The sequence below is a fragment of the Psittacicella melopsittaci genome (genome assembly GCF_003585925.1).
GTDB classification, from domain to species: Bacteria; Pseudomonadota; Gammaproteobacteria; order Enterobacterales; family Psittacicellaceae; genus Psittacicella; species Psittacicella melopsittaci.
In genome coordinates this window covers 1-25246 of the sequence record NZ_NRJH01000048.1, presented here as the reverse complement: position 1 = coordinate 25246, position 25246 = coordinate 1, and the positions used below count along the sequence as shown (strand labels likewise).

The following is a 25246-nucleotide window of genomic DNA, read 5'->3' as shown; positions in this document are numbered from 1 at the left end:
AAGTGTAAACGCTTAAGATGGTGATGTTACTGCAACTAACACTACTTCAACTGGTGCTTCACACTTAAATGTAGCTAGTAATAGTGTTTCTTTAACTAACTCAAGCTTCACTGGTGATGATAAAGGTGATGCAGTAATTACGGCTAAAGGCGGCAATGTAACTATCAACGCAACAACTGTAGCTAACTACACACCTGTTACAGTTGAGGCTTCAGAGAAAGTTCAAGTAACTAACTCAAGCTTAACTCCTTCTAACACTGAAAACAGTGCAGTTGTAGTTAAAGGTAAAGATACTGTTCTTGATAAAGTTAATATCTCTGCAACTCCTGATACTAATGCAAGTGTTAGCGTAATTGCTGACGGCGGTAATGTAACAGTTACTGACACAACAGCAACAGGTGCATCTAACTTAAATGTAACAGGTAACAATGTTGACCTAACTAACTCTACATTTAAAGGTGATGACAAAGGTTCTGCTGTAGTTACGGCTAAAGACGGTAACGCTACTTTAGATAAAGTTAACGTAACTAACTACACGCCAGTTACAGTTGAAGCTTCTGATAAAGCTACAGTAACTAACTCAAGCTTAACTCCTTCTAACACTGAAAACAGTGCTGTTGTAGTTAAAGGTAAAGACACTGTTCTTGATAAAGTTAATATCTCTGCTACTCCTGACACTAACGCAAGTGTTAGCGTAATTGCTGACGGTGGTAATGTAACAGTTACTGGCACAACAGCAACAGGTGCATCTAACTTAAATGTAACAGGTAACAATGTTGACCTAACTAACTCTACATTTAAAGGGGATGACAAAGGTTCTGCTGTAGTTACGGCTAAAGACGGTAACGCTACTTTAGATAAAGTTAACGTAACTAACTACACGCCAGTTACAGTTGAAGCTTCTGATAAAGCTACAGTAACTAACTCAAGCTTAACTCCTTCTAACACTGAAAACAGTGCGGTTGTAGTTAAAGGTAAAGATACTGTTATTGATAAAGTTAATATCTCTGCTACTCCTGATACTAATGCAAGTGTTAGCGTAATTGCTGACGGCGGTAATGTAACAGTTACTGGCACAACAGCAACAGGTGCATCTAACTTAAATGTAACAGGTAACAATGTTGACCTAACTAACTCTACATTTAAAGGGGATGATAAAGGTTCAGCAGTAGTTACGGCTAAAGAAGGTAACGCTACTTTAGATAAAGTTAACGTAACCAACTACACCCCAGTTACAGTTGAAGCTTCAGACAAAGCTACAGTAACTAACTCAAGCTTAACTCCTTCTAATACTGAAAACAGTGCAGTTGTAGTTAAAGGTAAAGACACAGTTCTTGATAAAGTTAATATCTCTGCTACTCCTGATACTAATGCAAGTGTTAGTGTAATCGCTGACGGTGGTAATGTAACAGTTACTGGCACAACAGCAACAGGTGCATCTAACTTAAATGTAACAGGTAACAATGTTGACCTAACTAACTCTACATTTAAAGGGGATGACAAAGGTTCTGCTGTAGTTACGGCTAAAGACGGTAACGCTACTTTAGATAAAGTTAACGTAACTAACTACACGCCAGTGACAGTTGAAGCTTCTGATAAAGCTACTGTAACTAACTCAAGCTTAACTCCTTCTAACACTAACAACAGTGCGGTTGTAGTTAAAGGTAAAGACGCTACTCTTGATAAAGTTAACATCTCAGTAACTCCAGGTACTAACGCAAGTGTAAGTGTAATTGCTGACGGCGGTAACGCAACTGTTACTGATAGTAGCTCAACAGGTGCATCTAACTTAACGGTAACAGGTAACAATGTTGACTTAACTAACTCTACATTAAAAGGTGATGATAAAGGTGGAGCAGTTGTTACAGCTAAAGATGGTATTTTAACTATCAATGCAACAACTGTAGCTAACTACACGCCAACTACAGTTACTGCAGATAAAGGTGATGTAAATGTTACTGATAGTAATATTAGTAGCCCTGAAATCAATCTAACGGCAACTAATGGTAGTGTGGTAATTAGTAAATCTAACTTAGTTGATCCTAATGCAGATAAAGCAACTAATAGTACAGTTACCTTAAACGCTAAAGATGCTATTGTAGTAGATAGAAGTAATATCTCTACTTCTGCAGTTGATGTAGATACAGATGCAAGTATTGTTGTAAATGCTTCTAACCTTACAAGTAATACTAATATCTCTCTAGTATCAACAAACAATGAAGTAAATGTTACAGGTTCGAACTTAAATTCACCAGATACAACTATCTCTGCTCCAAATGCAGCAGTTACTATCTCTAACGCGAACTTTAGTGGAGAAAAAGTAAATATTACCTCTCCGAACGTGGCTATTGACCTCTCTAACTTTACGCCAACTGATCTAGTAATCAGCGTGCCTAATGTTACAGAGGCCGAAGGTCAAGAAACACCTGTTCAAGGTAATGTAAGCTTAACTAATGTAAGCATTACTACTCCAAATGGTAATGTAGAGGTGTACAACCCGAACGGTAGTATTTCAATTACTGATACTAATATTAGTACAACCAACGGTAACACTAATATTACAGGTAACACTATCACTCTAACTGGTAATCAAATCTCTGGTAACAACCAAACAGTTCTCTACAATGAGTCTATTGTTTATCAAGACCAGGGTAACGTGTTTACTAACAGTACAACTACTCCAGGACATACTTATATTTGTCGTGTAGGCGATAGAGTTTGCCTGGGATTAGAAGAAGCACGTGAAGAACCAAGAAGAGGTCGTGGTGGTGATAACCGTCGTGGCATAGGTAACTATCATCCTACAACTGAACGTGATGCAGGTCGTGATATAGGTCGTGACTCAGCAAGAGACACCATCTCTGTATCTGAACCTCGCAGAGAAGAACTCAGACGTTGGTTCGATAGAGATAATCGAGGTGAAGATAGAGAACTTAATGCACAAGATATTAATGTTCTTAGCCAAGCAGGCGTATTCAACCTCTCAACCTGTAATGTAGTTGTAGATCAAATTCTAATCGACTACACTCCAGAAAACATCTTAGAACATGAAGATGAAGTTAAAGCACGTCTTGCTGAATTAGGTATTAATCCACAAGACTTTACAAGATTCATCCAAGCATGTACGAGATATTCTTGGTTAAATTTTGAAGAAGTTAGACGTTAGTTTCTTCACATAAGGACAGTCCTTCGGGGCTGTCTTTTTTTGTGGCTAAAAAAAAGAATGGGGATGGTTATTGCAATGGGTGAAAAACAAAAAAGGAAGGGAAGAAAAAGGGGATATTAAAAAGAAAAACTAATATAACTAATATAAAAAAGAGAAACTAATACTTAATTGGATAATTAGATATTGTAGAATTACTTAGTTTAATCTTGGTAAATTGCTTAATTGCTTAATTATTTAAATTAGTAAGCAACTAAATCCAGACAAAAAAATGCCCTCGTGCATTTACTGCACAAGGGTCTTGGATTTATTTACGCTTTTTTAACAGCATTTGTACTCTTTCGAGGAGAGCTAAACTTGCAATAGGAGTTAATTCATTGAGATTAGCTTGCTCGAGTAGAGCTATAGCTTCTTTTTCTTCTGGAGCTATACTTTCTTGCACAGGAGCAACTTCTACTACTTCTAAACTTGTACTTTCACCTTGTTGCAGTGAAGTTAAGTGTTTTAATTGAGCAGAAGCTATGCCTAGAACCTGAGCTGGCAGTCCTGCTAGTTTAGCTACTGCCAAACCGTAGGATTTAGATGCCGTACCAGGCTTAATTTCATGTAAGAAAGAAATTTGCTCATTATATTCAATGGCAGCTACCGAGAGGTTAGTCACATTAGCCAGAGAATTAGCTAAAGAAGTTAACTCAAAGTAATGCGTACTAAAGAAGGTTAAAGCTTTTACCTCTTGGGCAATATATTGGGCACAACCCCAAGCTAAACTCAGTCCATCAAAAGTACTTGTGCCTCGTCCTATTTCATCAATAAGAAGTAAAGACTTTTCGGTGGCATTGTCGAGAATATACGCCATTTCCGACATTTCAACCATAAAAGTAGAACGTCCGGTTGAGATATCATCCGAAGCCCCAATACGCGTGAGAATTTTATCTACTAGCGGAATATTAGCACTTTGAGCTGGAACATAAGAACCAATTAAAGCCATGAGAACTATTAGAGCGTTTTGGCGCATATAAGTGGATTTACCACCCATGTTAGGTCCAGTTATTATTTGTAAACTAGAGGTAGGGCTCGCATTAGTATCATTGGCAATAAATGGGGTACTTAAGAGCTTTTCAATTACAGGGTGACGCCCTTGTTTAATTTCCAGTTGGCTTTGTTGATTAAAGCTTGGACGGACATAGTTATTGGTATAAGCTAATTGGGCAAAGCTCACATATACATCAAGGCGAGCTAATTGATTAGCCAGATTTTGAATATACTTTAACTCCCCTTTAAGAGCTTCGAGAATTGAAGTAAAAATATCCTTTTCAATTTGAGCAATTTGCAGTTCTGAAGCACTATATTTTATCTCTAGATCTCTTAACTCTGGCGTAACAAAGCGACGAGCATTTTTTAGAGATTGCTTGTGAATATAGTTATCTGGGATTTTTTCCAGATTACTTGCATTACCACTTGGAACATTAATGTACATTTCATTTTGGTTATTGAGTTTTACCGTTAAAGTCTCAATTCCCGTTCTTGCTTTTTCTTGGGCTTCAAGGTTAGCCAGTAAATCAAGAACATTTTCTCGTACATTACGTAAATCTGCTAATTGAGCATTAAAACTCGAACGAATTACTCCCCCGTCGCGTAGGAACATAGGTTGCTTGTCTTCTAAAGCAGCTAAAAGTAAATCTTTTAAGGGGCTTAACTCATCTAATTCTTGAATTGGCAAGTTAAACTCATTAAACACTCCATTAATGTAAGGAACAATTAACAGGTTATTACGCAGTTCTCCTATATCACGCGGAGAGGCATTACCCAAAGAAATACGAGCTACTATACGTTCGATATCGCCTAGAGATTTTAGTAAAGTAATTAACTTGTTTCTAGCTTGATCATTCCCTAAAAAAGTTTCAACATAATCTAGACGTTGTTCAAGTTGAGCCAGATTACGCGTTGGCTGTCTTACCCAACGGCGAAATAGTCTTGCCCCCATGGTTGAACTACAAGTATCGAGCACCTCCACAAAACTTGAAGCCTTTTCTCCGGTAGTAGTGGCAAAAAGCTCTAAATTATGCACACTAGCACTATCAAGAATTACTAAATCATTTTCATGAGCAAAGTGCGGGATTTGTAAATGGCTTGGGGTTACCATTTGCGTTTGTTGCACATATTTAATTAGTGCCCCTGTGGCAGGAACAAAGATCCGATGAGCATTAAAACGTTCAACTTGTTGTGCCCCGTAAACCGCTTTAATGTTATCCAGAGGCGAACGCCCTTTAAAATAGCTTTCTTCCACTTGAGTTAAATGAAATTTAGCTAAACTCGGGTGGTCAACTAGGCTAGCATCGGTGTAAATAATTTCCGCGGGGTTGTATTGTTGAATACGACTTAAAAAATCTTGATAGTTATCTAAGCCACTTACTTCAACAAAACCCGAAGAAACATCGAGCAGAGCCACAACATAGTGTTTATAGTCTGCATACACCGCACATAGAGGTTTACTATCGCGGGCTGGTAAATAACTTTCCTCTGATAAAGTCCCGGGAGTAAAAATTCTTACTACATCCCGTTCGGTTAAACCCTTGGCTTTAGGATCTGATGTTTGCTCACAAATAGCAATTGAGTAGCCTTTGGCTACTAGTTTGGCAGCATAGGCTTCATAAGCATGATGGGGAATTCCTGCCATAGGCACGGTCACACCCATATGAGCTTGACGCGAAGATACAGCTAAACTAAGTTCTTTGGCAGTTAGGACAGCATCATCAAAGAAAAACTCATAGAAGTCTCCCATGCGAAAGAATACTACCTTATCGCGATGTTGACGTTTGATTGTTAGGTATTGCTTAAGCATAGGTGATGCCTGAGCAATAGATTCATCGCTATAAATAAAATCTGGACTCGAGTAGCTTTGGAAGCCACTTATAATTTGGTCTTGATTGGAAGTTTGCCCAGCAAGTTTAGCAATTGCCCCTTCAACATCCTGGTCATAATTGTGTTGGAGTTGAGCTAAAACTTGCGGATCTAAATGAGCAGTAAGTTTTTTAATTTGCTCAAAGTCAGAACTACTTGACTCTTGTTCTAACTCACTAGATAAATTGTAACCTTTACCTAAGAGCTCGGCAAAACTAAACGCTTGAGTAAAATCTTGCCCTTGGTTTTTACTGTTGCTCTTTTTTTCTTGTTCTTTAAGGTCAGAGCTATTGTCTTTTTTGTTCATAAAATTGCAAAATAATTACGCTTTTGCTTGCTGAAAATAATATAATATACAGAGTTTGTCTTCTCCCTATTATACCTGTAAATTCTTTATTTAAGTTATATTTCACAGATTTGTTCTCCGTGGTATAATACACGAAGACTATTCACAAATGAGAATGTTTATATGATTAATCAATTAACCCGAAAACTGAGAGATTTTGCTCAGCTGGTAATCCTTACCTTTGCGGTAACCTTTACCTCTACGGTTTATGCAGATACCCCTACTAATACTGTTCAAACTTCATCTATTGTAGGTTCAGGTGCTTCTTTCCCAGCTCCTGTATATTCCAAATGGGCAACTAATTTTGCCAATCAGTTTAAGGTCTTAGTTAACTATCAATCTATCGGTTCTGGCGGTGGTGTACGACAAATTAAAGCTTCTTTAGTTGACTTTGGGGCTTCAGACTATCCCCTACCACAAGAAGAGCTAGAAGCTAATAACCTCTTCCAGTTTCCCGCTATAGGTGGAGCTATAGTTTTAGCTATTAATCTTCGCGAGCTTAATGATAAGATCGTTCTCAGCGGTCCAGTAATTGCGGATATTTACATGGGTAAAATAACCAAATGGAATGATCCTAAGATTCAAGAGCTTAATCCAGATTTAGAATTACCGAATTTATATATCGCTGTACTTTTCCGTTCGGATGGTTCTGGTACTACTTATAACTTTAGCAAATACTTATCTGATGTTTCACCAGAGTTTGCTCAAAACTACGGTGTAGGTAAAACCATTAACTTCCCTGTAGGTCTTGGAGGCAAGGGTAACGAAGGTGTTGCCGCTGTATTACCAAGGGTATACGGCTCTATCGGCTACATGGAGTATGGCTATGCTGAAACCATGAACATGGGTGTTGCGGCTATTCTTAACCAAGAAGGTGAAGTAGTACGCCCAACAGAAGAAGCCTTTTCTCATGCTATAGGTTCGGCAGACTGGTCTAGTTTAACCCCAAATGTTAATAACTTACCAGACCCTAAAGCTTGGCCAATTAATGCTATTACCTATATCTTAATTCATCACGATAGTCCGAAAAAAGATCTTCTGAGAAAATTCTTTGCTTTCGGCATGCTAGAACAACAAGCGGAAACACAAAGCTTAATGTATACTCCGTTTTCTACTGCAGTGGCTGAGACTATCTTAAATAGTCCCCAAACTTTTGCAGCAAAATAAAACCAGTGGTAGTTAATCAACTACTTGCAACTGATCTTAAAATACTATGAGTAAAAAATTATTAGCACAAGGGAAGACCGCCGACAAGGTTTTCACCGGTTTGGTGTATCTGGCTGCACTATTTGTCTTTGTAGTTTTAGTCGGAATTATAGTCTCTTTGGTAGTGGAATCTATCCCAGGGTTTAAAGCCTTTGGCTTTAGCTTTTTAGTAAACAGTGAATGGCAACCCAGTCAAAATAAATTTGGCGCCCTCGTACCTATAGTTGGTACTCTGGTAACTTCATTCATTGCTTTACTTATAGCAACGCCAGTTAGCTTTTTTACCGCTATTTTCATTGTTTACATTTGTCCAAATAAATTAAAAGGCATTATTAAAAATCTGCTTGAGCTTTTAGCAGCCGTACCTTCGATTGTATTTGGTATGTTCGGTCTTATGGTATTTGCTCCTGTATTTAGTGAATACTTCCAGATTCCGCTACAGAATATAATTGGTAATGTTCCTTTTATCGGTGCCTTAGTGGCTGGACCTGCTTGGGGTTTAGGTTTATTACCTGCGGGGATTATTCTCTCAATAATGGTAATTCCTTTTATTACCTCAACCATGACCGATATTTTTAATCAGTCACCAAAAATTCTCCTTGAATCAGCTTATGGCATGGGCTTAACACGTTGGGAAAGTATTAATAATATTATTGTTCCTTCGTGCCGTGTAGGTTTAGTTTCAGGGGTAATGTTAGGGTTAGGCCGAGCTCTGGGTGAAACCATGGCTGTTGCCTTTGTAATAGGTAATACTTTCAACTTAAATGGTATTTCTCTCTATCAACCTCTATCAACAATTACCTCGGTAATCGCCAATGACTTTGCCGAAGCTTCAGAAGGTTTATACATTTCAGTTCTTCTCGAACTAGGTCTAATTCTCTTTGTAATTACCTTCTTTGTTCTGCTTATTTCTAAAGCAATCATTAAATTCTCGGCAAGAAAGGATGGTAAATAATGGCAAATAATCCCAAAAAAAGCATCCGCCAGTTCAAAAATAAACTTGCTACTATTTTTGCTTACTTTTGTGTAATTTTTAGTTTATTCTGGCTTGTATGGATTGCTGCCTTAATTGTGATTAAAGGTATTAATGGCATTAGTCTAGCAACCTTTACCCAAATGACTCCGGCACCAAATGAACCAGGTGGTCTGCTTAATGCGATTGTAGGTTCATTTATTATCTGTGGTATTGCGACCTTAATCGGTACTCCGCTAGGTGTTCTTTCAGGAATTTACCTTGCTGAATATGGCAAGAAATCATTTCTGGCTGAATGCTTACGTATTATTAATGACGTTTTACTTTCAGCGCCGTCGATTGTTTTAGGTTTATTTATTTTCGTGGTCGTAGTTACGCCTATGGGTGGCTTTAGTGCCATTGCAGGGGCTTTAGCTCTCTCGTTACTGCAAATTCCTGTAGTTATCCGTACTACCGAAAATATGCTACAAATGGTACCTAACCACCTGCGTGAATCTTCAGCAGCTCTTGGCGTACCAAAATATAAAACAATTTTAAATGTAACGCTCAAAGCTTCGTGGTCAGGAATTCTTACGGGGTTACTCTTATCAATTGCCCGTATTGCTGGGGAAACTGGTCCACTGCTCTTTACGAGCTTAAATAACCAGTTCTGGAATATTGATATTACCGAACCTACTGCTTCCTTACCTATGGTAATTTATAAATTTGCTTTAAGTCCTTACCAAAACTGGATTGACTTAGCTTGGGCAGCAGTATTAATTATCACCGTATCAATTCTTCTTTTAAACATAATTGCACGTTATGCAGTAAACAAAGGCAAAGCGTAAAAGATTATAGGAAAACAACACCATGATTCTTGATCCTCAAGATGTAAAAATTGAAGTTAAAGATCTAGATTTCTACTATGGAAACTTCCATGGTTTGAAAAATGTTAATTTTAAAATTAAAGCCAAAAGCGTAACTTCATTTATCGGACCATCTGGTTGTGGTAAATCTACTTTATTAAGAACGTTCAACCGTATGTATAACCTCTACCCAGAGCAACGTGCGGAAGGACAAATTCTTCTTGAAGGCGAAAACATTCTTACTCCTGACTATGACTTAATGGAACTGAGAACTCGCGTTGGGATGGTATTCCAACGTCCAACTCCTTTCCCTATGTCAGTTTATGATAATATTGCTTTTGCGGTTAAATACCACGAAAAGCTAACTAAAGATGAACTCGATGAAAGGGTAGAATGGGCTTTAACTAAAGCTGCTTTATGGAAAGATGTAAAAGACAAACTCCATAAATCGGGTAACTCTCTTTCAGGGGGACAACAGCAACGTCTGTGCATTGCGCGTGCTGTAGCTGTAAAACCTGAAGTTCTTTTAATGGATGAACCATGTTCAGCTCTTGACCCTATCTCAACTTCAACGGTAGAAGAGCTAATTATGGAATTAAAAGAAGACTATACTGTACTAATTGTTACCCACTCAATGCAACAAGCGATGCGTGTATCTGACTACACTGCATTTATGTATTTAGGTGAATTAGTTGAATATGCAGAAACCGATAAGATCTTCATGAATCCTGATGATCAACGTACGTCTGACTATGTAACAGGACGTTTCGGTTAATATCTCTCAACTCGACAAGGAAAAATAAAGGCTATATAAAATGGTTTTAAGTTCGAAAAGACACACACGTGTTCAATTTGATGAAGATTTAGAAAAATCGTTAGAAATGGTTAAAACCATGAGTAGCATGGTAGAGAAGCAATTAAAAGAAGCAATTGCTCTATTCCGTGTAGAAGACAAATCTACGATCGATGAAAAAGCACAAGTAATTCTTGAAAACGATTTACTTGTTAACAAAATTGAAATGAAAATTCATGACTACTGCTTATACCTCATTGCTAAGCACCAACCTAAGGCACAAGACTTACGTTTAGTGTTTGCGGTAGTAAGAGCAGCTTCTGAATTTGAACGTATTGGTGACACGGTAATTAAGATTTGTGAGTCAGCTCGTAAATCACAACACGTTATCAATAGCTTAATCGAAAAAATAGAACACTTTGCTGAACACTCTATCACGCTCTTACGTAAAAGTACCGATGCATTAGTTTCATTAGATTTAAACTCAGCATGTGAAGTTTATGTTCAAGACAACTACCGTCATGAGTATAAAGATATTTTCCGTGCAACTATCGAAGAAGCTAAAGGCAATCTGGAACACTTAAAAGAGTACTTCATTGTTGCTATTGCTTTACGTCAAATCGAACGTATTGGTGACCGTTGTCGTAACCTTAACGAGTATGTATACTACTACTCTAAAGGGGTTACACCAACAAGTACAGTTTTCACGCAAATGTATGAAGACTTACACCCAGAAACCAAAGCAAGCAAATAATTTAAAAATAGGAGGCCACAAGCCTCCTGTTTTTTTATGTCTAGATTTTAGTTGAACACTAATTTAAATAATTAACCTGCTTACTTACTTGTATTTATTTGTCCTTTTCCTGATCCCTTTTTCTCTCGCAATCAACTTTATTTTTTCTCTTCTCCTAATATTCTTTTTTTCCTCCTAATATTCATTTTTCCCTTCTCCTACTATTCTTTTTTCTCTTAATCCTATTCCCAACTATCTCCATTTTTTTACAAAAAAATGCAGACTAGCGGGGCTAGTCTGCAATTAAGTTAACGATTAGTTGTCACTTTCGTTATTAGTATTAGTGTTGTGTGTAACTTGATAGTTTCGATCAAGTATAGTCTTAGTTCTGAGATAACCAGGAACTAGTTGACATGATTGCTCAAAGATGTCTCTATCTTCACTCGAAATACCGTATTTAGCAATAATATCTTTTACGGTGAGATTACGAGCATCATGAGCTGTTACTTCGTAACGATTTAAGATGTCGTCAATACGTGCATAACAGGTTGAAAGTTGTAATGACCATCTTGTTACTGAAATAGCTTCACCTGCTGCTAGAGGTACATCGTTTTCAGTTAAGGCTTCGAGAGCATTCTCACGAATTAAGAGGTCACTTTCTTGGTCTTCTAACCAGTTATTGTAGTTGTAATCTATATCGTATGGAATATCAACTGAAGCATTAGTAATCGTTAAGTTTGGATTATTAATGTAAGTTCTATCCGTACGACAAGTAACATCGTTAACTACTGGGTTAGTATCAATAACACCTGAGTTATCAGTGAAGTCAACAGTACCACCATTTAATACCGTGTTGTTACTGATGTTGAGGGTATTGTTGTTAACAGTTGTACTGTTTCCACCTGTAACGCTAATGTTAGTTACGTTAATCGTGTTGTTAGTCACAGTTACCGTATCATTACCATTAACATTAAAGTCAGAACCACTGAAGTTAGAGTTATTAACGGTAATATTTTCGCTTGCAGTGATATTAATAGTTCCGTTAGTTGTAACATTTGTACCAGTTACGTTTACTGAACCATTAGATGCCTCAATTGTAACATCATCAGAAGCAGTTACATTAGTACCGTTACCTAGGTTTGCACCTTGGTTACCCGTAATGTTAACTGAACCGTTCTCTGCAGTTACATTGGTTGCATTAACGTTAGTAGTACCGTTTTCTGCATCAATGTTAACACCTGTGTTACCAGAAATATTACTGTTTTCAATAGTAGTATTTTCTTTAGCGGTGATGTTAACTGTACCGTTTTCTGCAGTAACGTTCGAGCCTGTAACGTTAATCGAACCATTAGAAGAATCGATAGTTACATCATCAGAAGCAGTTACATTAGTACCGTTACCTAGGTTAGCACCTTGGTTACCAGTAATGTTAACTGAACCGTTCTCTGCAGTTACATTAGTTGCATTAACGTTTGTAGTACCGTTTTCTGCATCAATGTTCACACCTGTGTTACCAGAAATATTACTGTTTTCAATAGTAGTATTTTCTGCAGCGGTGATGTTAACTGTACCGTTTTCTGCAGTAACGTTCGAACCTGTAACGTTAATTGAACCATTCGAAGAATCGATAGTTACATCATCAGAAGCAGTTACATTAGTACCATTACCTAGGTTAGCACCTTGGTTACCTGTAATGTTAACTGAACCGTTCTCTGCAGTTACATTAGTTGCATTAACGTTAGTTGTAACGTTTTCTGCGTCAATGTTAACACCTGTGTTACCAGAAATATTACTGTTTTCGATAGTAGTGTTTTCTGCAGCAGTGATGTTAACTGTACCGTTTTCTGCTGTTACATTTGAACCAGTAACATTTACTGAACCGTTAGATGAGACGATAGTAACATTTTGTGGAGCGGTTACGTTAGTACCGTTACCTAGGTTTGCACCTTGGTTACCAGTAATGTTAATCGAAGCATTTTCATCAGTTGCAGTTACATTTGTTGCATTAACGTTAGTTGTACCGTTTTCTGCCTCAATGTTAACACCTGTGTTACCAGAAATATTACTGTTTTCAATAGTAGTATTTTCTGCAGCGGTGATGTTAACTGTACCGTTTTCTGCGGTTACATTAGAGCCAGTAACATTTACTGAACCGTTAGATGAGTCGATAGTAACATCTTGTGGAGCGGTTACGTTAGTACCGTTACCTAGGTTTGCACCTTGGTTACCTGTAATGTTAATCGAAGCATTTTCGTCAGTTGCAGTTACATTAGTTGCATTAACGTTAGTTGTACCATTTTCTGCATCTATGTTCACACCTGTGTTACCAGAAATATTACTATTTTCAATTGTAGTATTTTCTGCTGCGGTGATATTAACTGTACCGTTTTCTGCAGTAACGTTCGAACCTGTAACGTTAATTGAGCCGTTAGAAGAATCGATAGTTACATCATCAGAAGCAGTTACATTAGTACCGTTACCTAGGTTAGCACCTTGGTTACCAGTAATGTTAATTGAACCGTTTTCTGCAGTTACGTTAGTTGCATTAACGTTAGTTGTACCATTTTCTGCATCTACATTAACACCTGTGTTACCAGTAATATTACTGTTTTCGATAGTAGTATTTTCTGCAGCGGTGATGTTAACTGTACCGTTTTCTGCAGTAACGTTCGAACCTGTAACATTTACTGAACCGTTAGATGAGTCGATAGTAACATCTTGTGGTGCGGTTACGTTAGTACCGTTACCTAGGTTAGCACCTTGGTTACCAGTAATGTTAATCGAAGTATTTTCGTCAGTTGCAGTTACATTTGTTGCGTTAACGTTTGTAGTACCGTTTTCTGCGTCAATGTTAACACCTGTGTTACCAGAAATATTACTGTTTTCAATAGTAGTATTTTCTTTAGCAGTGATGTTAACTGTACCGTTTTCTGCAGTAACGTTCGAACCTGTAACGTTAATTGAACCATTCGAAGAGTCGATAGTTACATCATCAGAAGCGGTTACGTTAGTACCGTTACCTAGGTTAGCACCTTGGTTACCTGTAATGTTAACTGAACCGTTTTCTGCAGTTACATTAGTTGCATTAACGTTAGTTGTACCGTTTTCTGCATCAATGTTCACACCTGTGTTACCAGAAATATTACTGTTTTCAATAGTAGTATTTTCTGCAGCGGTAATGTTAACTGTACCGTTTTCTGCTGTTACATTTGAACCTGTAACATTTACAGAACCGTTAGCAGAGTCAACAGTTACATTGTCTGAAGCAGTTACATTTGTACCGTTACCTAGGTTAGCACCTTGGTTACCTGTAATGCTAACTGAACCGTTTTCTACCGTTACGTTAGTAGCATTAACATTTGTTGTACCGTTTTCACTGTCGATGTTAACACCATTAGTACCCGTAATATTAGAGTTATCTATTGTAGTGTTCTCATTAGCAGTGATATTAACTGTTGCATTTTCAGCAGTTACATTAGATCCAGTAATGTTAATTGAACCGTTTGAAGAATCAATCGTAATGTTAGAACCATCAGCAGAAGTTACATTTGTACCATTACCAATAGTTACTCCTTCAGTACCAGAGATAGTTACTTCAGTTGTATTAGATTCAACTGTAGAGTTAGAAATGTTAGTTTCACCTGCAGTTGTATCAACAGTAACTGTACCATTAGCAACAACAGTTGAGTTAGTAACTGTAGTACCATTTGGACTTGAAATAGTTACATTACCATCACTGTCTTCAGCTTCACCTGTAGAAGTAACATTTGAATCTGAAATAGTTACACGATCACCAGAACTAATATTTAAATCAGTATCAGTGATAACCGTTGTACCATTTTCAAGTGTAATGTTACCGTTATCAGCACTAATTGTTACTGGAGTGTAGTTAGTTACAGTTGTTGAATTTAATGTAACATCACCATCAGTTGCGTTAATTACAGCTTCACCTGAATCATCACCTGTGAAGGTTGAGTTGTTTAAAGTAACGTTATTACCTGTTACGTTTAAGTTAGACGCATCAGAAGTAGTTGAGTTACTTACTGTAACATTACCACCGTCAGCAATAATGCTCACTGTAGCGTTAGTGTCTTCAGTTGCAGAAATTGTAGTGTTTTCTAATGTAGTGTTAGTACCTGAAACTACTACTTGACCATCTTCATCAGCAGTTGTAGTTAAGTTAGAATCAGTAACGTTTGCGTTCTCATCAGCAGATACTGTTACGTTTTCTGCAGTTAAGTTACTACCGTCAACTGTTACGTTGTTACCAGATACTGTAACGTCACTGTTATTTGAAGTTAAGTTAGAGTCTGTAACTGTAGTATCACCATCAGTTGTATCAACTGTTACTGTACCATTTGCAGCAATAGTAGAGTTAGTTACAGTTGTTGCATTTGGACTTGTTACTGTAACATTACCGTCAGTTGAAGTTGAAGATACTGTTGAGTTATCAACTGTTACTGTATCACCTGAACTTAGAGTGATATCTGAGTTAGATTCAACTGTAGAACCGTTAACTAAGCTGATGCTACCATTGTCAGCACTAATTGTTGTTGGTGTGTAGTTAGTTACACTTGTACCATTTAGAGTAACGTCACCGTCTGTAGCATTGATTACTGCAGAACCTGTGTCATCACCTGTGAAGGTTGAATTATTTAAAGTAACATTATTACCTGTTACGTTTAAGTTAGACGCATCAGATGTAGTTGAGTTACTTACTGTAACATTACCACCGTCAGTAATAATGCTCACTGTAGCGTTAGTGTCTTCAGTTGCAGAAATTGTAGTGTTTTCTAATGTAGTGTTAGTACCTGAAACTACTACTTGACCATCTTCATCAGCAGTTGTAGTTAAGTTAGAATCAGTAACGTTTGCGTTCTCATCAGCAGATACTGTTACGTTTTCTGCAGTTAAGTTACTACCGTCAACTGTTACGTTGTTACCAGATACTGTAACGTCACTGTTATTTGAAGTTAAGTTAGAATCTGTAACTGTAGTATCACCGTCAGTTGTATCAACTGTTACTGAACCATTTGCAGAAATAGTAGAGTTAGTTACAGTTGTTGCATTTGGACTTGTTACTGTAACATTACCGTCAGTTGAAGTTGAAGAAACGGTTGAGTTATCAACTGTTACTGTATCACCAGAACTTAATGTTAAGTCTGAGTTAGATTCAACTGTAGAACCATTAACTAAGCTGATGTTACCATTGTCAGCACTAATTGTTGTTGGTGTGTAGTTAGTTACACTTGTAGCATTTAGAGTAACGTCACCGTCTGTAGCGTTAATTACCGCAGAACCTGTGTCATCACCTTTAAATGTTGAGTTGTTTAAAGTAACGTTATTACCTGTTACGTTTAAGTTAGACGCTTCAGATGTAGTTGAGTTACTTACTGTAACATTACCACCGTCAGCAATAATGCTTACTGTAGCGTTAGTGTTTTCAGTTGCAGAAATTGTAGTGTTTTCTAATGTAGTGTTAGTACCAGAAACTACTACTTGACCGTCTGCATCAGCAGTTGTAGTTAAGTTAGAGTCAGTAACATTAGCATTTTCTTCTGCTGTAACTGTTACGTTATTACCTGATAAGTTACTATCAGAAAAAGTTACGTTATCACCTGATACATTTACGTTTTCAGCGGTTACATTGCTACCGTCAACTGTTACGTTGTTACCAGATACAGAAACATTACCTTCATTTGAAGTTAAGTTAGAGTCTGTAACTGTTGTATCACCGTCAGTTGTATCAACTGTTACTGTACCATTTGCAGAAATAGTAGAGTTAGTTACAGTTGTTGCATTTGGACTGGTTACTGTAACATTACCGTCAGTTGAAGTTGAAGATACTGTTGAGTTATCAACTGTTACTGTGTCACCTGAACTTAATGTTAAGTCTGAGTTAGATTCAACTGTAGAACCGTTAACTAAGCTGATATTGCCATTGTCAGCACTAATTGTTGTTGGCGTATAGTTAGTTACACTTGTACCATTTAGAGTAACGTCACCGTCTGTAGCGTTAATTACTGCAGAACCTGTGTCATCACCTGTAAATGTTGAGTTGTTTAAAGTAACGTTATTACCTGTTACGTTTAGGTTAGACGCATCAGATGTAGTTGAGTTACTTACTGTAACGTTACCACCGTCAGCAATAATGCTTACTGTAGCGTTAGTGTTTTCAGTTGCAGAAATAGTAGTGTTTTCTAAAGTAGTGTTAGTACCAGAAACTACTACTTGACCGTCTGCATCTGCAGTTGTAGTTAAGTTAGAATCTGTAACGTTAACGTTTTCTTCTGCGTCAACTGTTACGTTATCACCAGATACATTACTACCGTCTAGAGTTACGTTGTTACCAGTTACTGTAGCGTTACCGTCATTTGCAGTTAAGCTAGAATCTGTAACGTTAGCGTTTTCTTCTGCGTCAACTGTTACGTTATCACCAGATACATTGCTACCGTCTAGAGTTACGTTGTTACCAGATACAGTAACGTCACCATCATTTGCAGTTAAGTTCGAGTCTGTAACTGTAGTGTTATTTTCTGCTGTTACGGTTACATTATCAGCTGTTACATTTGTATCAGACACAGTTACGTTATCACCTGATACATTTACGTTTTCAGCGGTTACATTGCTACCGTCAACTGTTACGTTGTTACCTGATACAGAAACATTACCTTCGTTTGAAGTTAAGTTAGAGTCTGTAACTGTTGTATCACTGTCAGTTGTATCAACTGTTACTGTACCATTTGCAGAAATAGTAGAGTTAGTTACAGTTGTTGCATTTGGACTTGTTACTGTAACATTACCGTCAGTTGAAGTTGAAGATACGGTTGAGTTATCAACTGTTACTGTATCACCTGAACTTAATGTTAAGTCTGAGTTAGATTCAACAGTAGAACCGTTAACTAAGCTGATGCTACCATTGTCAGCACTAATTGTTGTTGGGGTGTAGTTAGTTACACTTGTACCATTTAGAGTAACGTCACCGTCTGTAGCATTGATTACTGCAGAACCTGTGTCATCACCTGTAAATGAAGAGTTAGTTAAAGTAACGTTATTACCTGTTACGTTTAAGTTAGACGCATCAGATGTAGTTGAGTTACTTACTGTAACGTCACCACCGTCAGCAATAATGCTTACTGTAGCGTTAGTATCTTCAGTTGCTGAGATTGTAGTGTTTTCTAAAGTAGTGTTAGTACCAGAAACTACTACTTGACCGTCTTCTTCTGCAGTTGTTGTTAAGTTAGAATCAGTAACATTAGCGTTTTCTTCTGCGTCAACTGTTACGTTGTTACCTGAAACGTTGCTACCGTCTAGAGTTACGTTGTTACCAGATACTGTAGCGTTACCGTCATTTGCAGTTAAGTTAGAGTCTGTAACATTAGCATTTTCTTCTGCTGAAACAGTTACGTTATCACCAGATACATTGCTACCGTCTAGAGTTACGTTGTTACCAGTTACTGTAGCGTTACCGTCATTTGCAGTTAAGTTAGAGTCTGTAACGTTAGCATTTTCTTCTGCATCAACTGTTACGTTGTTACCAGAAATGTTGCTACCTTCTAGAGTTACGTTGTTACCAGAAACAGAAACATTACCTTCGTTTGAAGTTAAGTTAGAATCTGTAACTGTAGTATCACCGTTAGTTGTATCAATTGTTACTGTACCATTTGCAGAAATAGTAGAGTTAGTTACAGTTGTTGCGTTTGGACTGGTTACTGTAACATTACCGTCAGTTGAAGTTGAAGAAACTGTTGAGTTATCAACTGTTACTGTATCACCAGAACTTAATGTTAAGTCTGAGTTAGATTCAACTGTAGAACCGTTAACTAAGCTGATGCTACCATTGCCAGCACTAATTGTTGTTGGTGTGTAGTTAGTTACACTTGTACCATTTAGAGTAACGTCACCGTCTGTAGCATTGATTACTGCAGAACCTGTGTCATCACCTGTAAATGAAGAGTTAGTTAAAGTAACGTTATTACCTGTTACGTTTAAGTTAGACGCATCAGATGTAGTTGAGTTACTTACTGTAACATTACCACCGTCAGCAATAATGCTTACTGTAGCGTTAGTGTCTTCAGTTGCAGAAATTGTAGTGTTTTCTAATGTAGTGTTAGTACCAGAAACTACTACTTGACCGTCTGCATCAGCAGTTGTTGTTAAGTTAGAGTCAGTAACATTAGCATTTTCTTCTGCTGTAACTGTTACGTTATCACCTGATACATTGCTACCTTCTAGAGTTACGTTATTACCAGTTACTGTAGCGTTACCGTCATTTGCAGTTAAGTTAGAGTCAGTAACATTAGCGTTTTCTTCTGCGTCAACTGTTACGTTGTTACCAGAAACATTGCTACCGTCTAGAACTACGTTGTTACCAGATACTGTAGCGTTACCGTCATTTGCAGTTAAGTTAGAATCAGTAACTGTAGTGTTATTTTCTGCGGTTACGGTTACATTGTCAGCTGTTACATTTGTATCAGAAACAGTTACGTTATCACCTGATACATTAACGTTTTCAGCGGTTACATTGCTACCGTCAACTGTTACGTTGTTACCAGATACAGAAACATTTCCTTCGTTTGAGGTTAAGTTAGAATCTGTAACTGTAGTATCACCGTCAGTTGTATCAACTGTTACTGTACCATTTGCAGAAATAGTAGAGTTAGTTACTGTAGTTGCGTTTGGACTTGTTACTGTAACATTACCGTCAGTTGAAGTTGAAGAAACTGTTGAGTTATCAACTGTTACTGTGTCACCTGAACTTAATGTTAAGTCTGAGTTAGATTCAACTGTAGAACCGTTAACTAAGCTGATGCTACCATTGTCTGCACTAATTGTTGTTAGTGTGTAGTTAGTTACACTTGTAGCATTTAGAGTAACGTCACCGTCTGTAGCATTGATTACTGCAGAACCTGTGTCATCACCTGTAAATGTTGAGTTGTTTAAAGTAACGTTATTACCTGTTACGTTTAAGTTAGACGCATCAGTTGTAGTTGAGTTACTTACTGTAATATTACCACCGTCAGCAATAATGCTTACTGTAGCGTTAGTGTCTTCAGTTGCAGAAATTGTAGTGTTTTCTACAGTAGTGTTAGTACCAGAAACTACTACTTGACCGTTTTGCTCTGCTGTGGTCGTTAAAGTAGAGTTAGCAACATTTGCTTCTTCTGTAGCGGTAATTGCAACATTAGCACCAGCAACACTTGAGTTTTCTACTGCAACATTGTTCGCAGTTAAGCTTGTATTACCTTGTGAAACTAAAGTAGTACCATTAGTGCTTAAGTTATTACTTGCAGTTACATTAACACTACTTGTACCGTTAATTGTGCCACCTGTTAGAGCAACATTAGATGCATTTAAGGTTGCGTTGTCTGCATTAACGCTTAGGTTAGTTGCATTAATTTCTGTCGCATTTACTGAAACATTATTCGTTGCATTTAAAGTTGCCCCGTCAGTAACAGTAAAGTTAGTTACGTCTATACCAAGGTTTGGAGAAGTAACTACAACATTGTCTGCAAGACTTAAGTTAGGAGCAGTAATGTTAATTGATCTTACTGCGGTCAACGAACCATTGCTTAGACTTACATTGCCCGTAGGTGCTGATAAGTTAATATCACGTGATGAATTAATTGTGGTGTTAGTTACATTAACAACTGCATTACCACGTACGTTAATATCAGCGTTTTCACCTGTAGTAGTTAGGTTAGTTGAGTCTAGGTTTACATTAGTAGTGTTAGCATCACCTAAAGAAATTTCTGTAGTTGAAGCGTTTAAGCTACCGTTAGTAACGTTAATTGTAGTTGCACGTGCAATTACACTTGCCCCTGCAACATTTGCGTTAGCAAGATTAACCACTGCATTAGCAATTAAAGTTGCATTACCTGTAGTCGCAGTAATGTTACTATCTGCTACATATAAGTCACCTTCGCTTGAAGTTACGTTAACGCTTGCCCCACCAAGTACCGAACCATTAGTTACATTTAGGCTTGAAGTACTGCTTAGGTTAGTAACACCTGTAGAGTTTACAGTAGAGGCATTAACATCTAGGTTAGTTGCGTTAACTGTTACGCCTGCCTCACCACCTGATACATTAGCACCTTCGCTTAGGCTTACATTAGTTGCATTAACTAAAGTTGAACCTGTTACTGAAGTTGAACCTACATTAGCCCCTGCAATAGTAATATCTGTACCATTTACCGTTGTATTTGCAGTACCTGCAACTGTTGCACTATCGCTAATTGCAATATTGCTTGCTTCTACACTTACATTAGTACCAGATACATTAGCATCTTCGCCTGTAATAGTTGCATTAGTTGCTTCAATTGAAGCATTAGTACCATTGAGGCTAGAGTTATTTAGAGTTACAACTACTCCACGTACTACCGCATTTACTGCATTTACTAAAGAGTTGTTAACTAAAGAAACATTAGTTGCATTAACTATAGCATTGTAAACGGCTGCTAAAGTAGTGTTATCTAAAGTAGCGTTATTAGTACTATTAACCGTTGCATTACCACCTGCAGATAAAGTTGCATTAGCAATTGTTACGTTTTGCGCAGTAATGTTAATATCACGACCTACAGTGAAGGTATTGCTTGCATCAGTAATAGTTACATTACCTTGAGCCGAAGTTAAGTTAAGGTCTAAACCTGTAGTAAAGTTTGAGTTGGCTACTACTAAGTCATCTTGTACCCCAACACTTACGTTACCTGCACTTGAAGAGAGGTTACTTGCAGCTATGCTGGTGTTAACTGTTGAAGCATTACCTAGGTTTAAGTCAGAGTTGCTTGAACCTGTTGCTGCTAGGTTTGAGTTATTTACATTAATGTAAGCTGAAGAAACATTAATGTTTGCTTGCGAAGAAACATTAGAGTCACTAATGTTAATGGTGCTACTGTTAGTAATTTCGAGGTTTAGATCTCCTGAACCTGCAGCAAGGCTTGAGTTAGAGATATTTAATAAACCACCGTCAGTTGCACCTGAGCTAATAGTTACAGCCTGAGCAGCTGAAACATTAGTGCCATTTAAGGAAATATTGCTTGCATTAGCTTCAATATCAACGTTTTGTTGTGCTGAAGTTAGATTTGAGCCAGAAATACTTAACTCACCTGAGTCTTCATACACACTTACATTGTTGTAAGCATAAAGCGTTGAGTTAGTTAAGTTAATGCTATTAGTAGTGCCTGTACCTGTAGTTAAAGTAACATTAGCTGCAGTTGAAGCAATATTTGAGCCATTGAGCACATTAATTGCTTGTACTGAACCATCACCACCTAAAGTAATGTTAGCTTGAGCAATTAAACTTGAGTTAATGATGTTGATTGCATTGTTAGTGGTAAATAAAATCGCAGGGATTTCTGTATCACTACCTGCCGCTAATGTCGACACAAAAGTAGAGTCAATTAAACTAATATTTTGTGTATTTTGCGTATAAGCAATTAATCTTTGTGCATTAGCAGTTGAGTTGCTAAATACTAGAGCACCATTTAAAGTATTGAATACACTAACGTTGCTACCAGCATTAAATGAGCTGTTAGTAAAGATTAGGCTAACATTATCACTAGCTCCTGTACCACTAACTAAAACATTTTCACTTGCTTGTAAGTTAGTGTTGTTTAAAGTTAGGTTAGTTGCAACAGATGATGTACCTGTGCCTACTAGAGATAAGCTTGCATTAGCATTTTCTGAACTAATATTAAAGCCATCAATGCTTGTTGCACTAGTAGCATTGCTTGTAGTACCTGCAATTACTGAAATGTTAGCAGTAGCATTATTTCTTGCTGTAATATTTAAACTCGCAATATTTAGGGCAGTATTTGTCCAGTTTAAGTTTGCTTGGTTACCAGCAATAATTGTTACATTACTAAAGTTAGTGTAAGTAGATAATGCGCTAGTGCAAGTTGCTGTGGCATTAAAGTTATTACTTGCATTAAAGGTCGCATTATCAAAGTTTTGTCCACTACTGTTAGTTGTAGTTAGGTCAATGTTAGATGCAATAATACTGGTGTTATCGTAGTTTTTCCCTACAAAGCTATCAGTGTAATTACCTGTAGCATTTACACTAAAGTTTGAGGCATTTAAATTACTTGCCGTACTTAAAGTAAAGTTAACATTAGTTACATTCGTAAATGCAGAGTTACTTAAAGTTAAGTTGTACTGGCTTGCAACCGCACGAGTAGCACTAATATTACTAAAGTTACTAATGGTTGTATTATTGAGGATAAAGTTAGCTGCATTACTTGTTGAAGTTGCAGTATTTCTAAAGTAAACATAACCCATAGTACTCGCGTTACCATTTAAGGTCGAGTTAGTTAAGGTTAGGTTACCCCCATTAATACTAAAGTTAGCATTAGCTACATTACTAAAGATTAAGCGATCATAAGTACTTGTACTATTAGCCGTTACCGTTAAGCAAGCTTCACCTGTAACATTGTTCACGCTATAGTTAGTAATATTAATTTGTGCCCCACTTACAAGAAGGTTAGCTGCACGTGAAGTTGTAGTATTACCAATAGTTACATTACCACTAGTACTTGTAGAGCTAATGGTAGTATTGCTTGAAGAGTTTAAAGTAATACCTTCAAGTTTTACGGTGTTGTTACTGGTAATATTAATATTGGTTGCTGAGTAGTTATTTTTTGTTGCTGTAGCAGCTGCCGAAGCATTGTTAGTTAAGTTAACTAAATTTGTTGCCGTTAACAGTAAGGTTGTACCCGCAGTTAAGTTAGAGTTAACTATAGTTAAGTTAGTACCACTATTTAAAGCAATGTTGTAAGCAGCTTTTAAAGTAGAGTTATCTAAAGTAACTGCACCTGTAGAAGAAATGTTAATACTATAGTTAGCGGTTAAGTTCGAACTTCCGATTCCAACTGTTCCTGTAGCATTGGTATAGTTAATGTAACCTGCTGAAATATTCGAGTTAGAAATCGATAAATAGGTACCGTTGTAAATATTTAGGTTACCTGCAATAGTAACATTGGTGTATTGGAAAATGGTACTATTGGTGTAAATGTTCAGATTCGAAGTTGCATTAGTTGAACTTATGTTCGCATAGTAAAAACGAATTTGACTTTGTGCATTTAAGGTAACACTTGTTGTTGCTAAGTAGCTATTAATCTGATTCGAAGTAATAATCGAGTAACTATTACCTGGGTGAGCTGCATTACCATCATAGTCATTGAAAGTACTGCAGGTCATGTTGATAATATCTGAACTACAATAGTTAGTCGAGAGAAGGTTATTCACCATTGTCCAGTTTGGTGAGGAGTTTACCACCAGAATCGCAATAGGGTCAAGCAACCAGTTACCTATATTGCCGTAAACCGATCTCGTATCAACTGAAACATTGTCACCTAGGTTCAGAGTTTGTCCTGAGGTTTCAACAAAACCACCGTTACCATTTACCGAAGTAGCTAAGAAAGTACCGTCGTAGTAACCTATGTTACCCCAAGCGATTACTTGTCCTGCATCACCGTCAGTACCTGATACGTTAATTACTGCTCCACTCGAAATACTTGTATTAGCAGCTAGTTTTAACTCTCCAGTTCCTTCCTCATCACCACCAATGTAAACATTACCCCCAGTATTACCAGAGGCATTAATTAATGCATTGTTCTCTAAAACAATTTGGTCACCAAGTACAGTTACATTACCACCTGTGCCTGACGCATTAGAAACATTGATTGTGCCGTTAACTACTACTAAACCAGATTGATTGCTAATGTTAGCAGCTAATTGGCTATCATTAAAGCTAATATCTTGTACTTGATCTGATTCTGAAGCTCCGTAAATAATTACTTCGCCACTTGCGGTAATTGAAGCTTGAGTTGCAGAATAATCTGAAGAAATGATATCTGCAAAAGAAGAATCAGAGGTATAACCTACAGCTACTTTATTAGCAAGTAAAACTGCACGTTTAGTAATAATTTCCCCAAGGTTAACTGCTTTATTTTCTGCCGTTACTTTGTAAGAAATTAATGGATTATCTAAATCTTGAATTGTAATTGATTGACCAGCGAGTAAGTAAACTGTACCATTTTTGGCTTCAAGGACACCAGTGTTTACCACTTGACCACCCACTAAAGCTAGAGTACCGTCATCGTTTACTTTAATTACCCCTTGGCTTAGGATGCTCGCAATTGCCGAATCTTTATCTTGATTAAATACGTAATTACCATTTAAAAAGTCTTCGTTGGTAATATCAAGAGTTGAGGCAACAAGAGAGGCAACATCTACTACTGAGTTTTCCCCAAAAACAATACCTGCAGGGTTAACAATAAATACTTTACC

13 protein-coding genes are annotated in these 25246 nt (G+C 37.3%); 6 read left to right on the top strand and 7 right to left on the bottom strand.

All coding sequences use genetic code 11. The annotated features are described in order from the left end of the window. Positions 1–12: 12 nt before the first annotated feature. From CJP74_RS08130 to CJP74_RS05685, 5 genes are all read right to left on the bottom strand, one after another. The gene (locus tag CJP74_RS08130) at positions 13–168 is read right to left on the bottom strand and encodes a hypothetical protein (RefSeq protein WP_222986963.1); all 156 of its coding nucleotides are present in this window, start codon (positions 166–168) and stop codon (positions 13–15) included. A 54-nt stretch (positions 169–222) separates the two neighbouring features. Further along, a complete protein-coding gene (locus CJP74_RS05700) occupies positions 223–468 on the bottom strand; it encodes a hypothetical protein (protein WP_147397059.1) in 246 nt (81 codons plus the stop codon). A 63-nt stretch (positions 469–531) separates the two neighbouring features. Beyond that, positions 532–813: a hypothetical protein gene (locus CJP74_RS05695; protein WP_147397058.1), complete on the bottom strand. Its 282-nt coding sequence runs from the start codon at positions 811–813 to the stop codon at positions 532–534. 63 nt (positions 814–876) lie between these two features. Next, positions 877–1221, bottom strand: a complete 345-nt coding sequence (locus CJP74_RS05690) for a hypothetical protein (RefSeq protein WP_119497314.1) — start codon at positions 1219–1221, stop codon at positions 877–879. Further along, complete coding sequence (locus CJP74_RS05685; RefSeq protein ID WP_147397058.1) at positions 1222–1503, bottom strand: hypothetical protein; 282 nt, start codon at positions 1501–1503, stop codon at positions 1222–1224. A gap of 73 nt (positions 1504–1576) precedes the next feature. Between CJP74_RS05685 and CJP74_RS05680 the strand changes: the two genes are divergently transcribed. Next, the gene (locus CJP74_RS05680; protein WP_119497312.1) at positions 1577–3166 is read left to right on the top strand and encodes an autotransporter outer membrane beta-barrel domain-containing protein; all 1590 of its coding nucleotides are present in this window, start codon (positions 1577–1579) and stop codon (positions 3164–3166) included. Positions 3167–3470: 304 nt separating this feature from the next. Here CJP74_RS05680 and mutS read toward each other — a convergent pair whose 3' ends face one another. Beyond that, positions 3471–6371, bottom strand: coding sequence for a DNA mismatch repair protein MutS (mutS, locus tag CJP74_RS05675; protein ID WP_119497311.1), 2901 nt, complete (start codon positions 6369–6371; stop codon positions 3471–3473). Positions 6372–6533: 162 nt separating this feature from the next. Here mutS and pstS point away from each other — a divergent pair, with 162 nt between their 5' ends. From pstS to CJP74_RS05650, 5 genes are read left to right on the top strand one after another with little or no spacing between them, the layout of a single operon-like run. After that, positions 6534–7577: a phosphate ABC transporter substrate-binding protein PstS gene (pstS, locus tag CJP74_RS05670; protein WP_119497310.1), complete on the top strand. Its 1044-nt coding sequence runs from the start codon at positions 6534–6536 to the stop codon at positions 7575–7577. A 46-nt stretch (positions 7578–7623) separates the two neighbouring features. Next, complete coding sequence (pstC, locus tag CJP74_RS05665) at positions 7624–8571, top strand: phosphate ABC transporter permease subunit PstC (RefSeq protein WP_119497309.1); 948 nt, start codon at positions 7624–7626, stop codon at positions 8569–8571. Continuing rightward, entirely contained in the window at positions 8571–9416 is an 846-nt protein-coding gene (gene pstA, locus CJP74_RS05660) for a phosphate ABC transporter permease PstA (RefSeq protein WP_119497308.1), read from the top strand. The genes pstC and pstA overlap by 1 nt, the downstream gene beginning before the upstream one ends. A gap of 22 nt (positions 9417–9438) precedes the next feature. Next, a complete protein-coding gene (gene pstB, locus CJP74_RS05655; protein WP_119497307.1) occupies positions 9439–10209 on the top strand; it encodes a phosphate ABC transporter ATP-binding protein PstB in 771 nt (256 codons plus the stop codon). 40 nt (positions 10210–10249) lie between these two features. Beyond that, positions 10250–10981: a PhoU domain-containing protein gene (locus tag CJP74_RS05650; protein WP_119497306.1), complete on the top strand. Its 732-nt coding sequence runs from the start codon at positions 10250–10252 to the stop codon at positions 10979–10981. A gap of 294 nt (positions 10982–11275) precedes the next feature. Here CJP74_RS05650 and CJP74_RS05645 read toward each other — a convergent pair. Further along, positions 11276–25246: beta strand repeat-containing protein (locus CJP74_RS05645; RefSeq protein ID WP_147397057.1), on the bottom strand; the 13971-nt coding region annotated here is incomplete at its 5' end.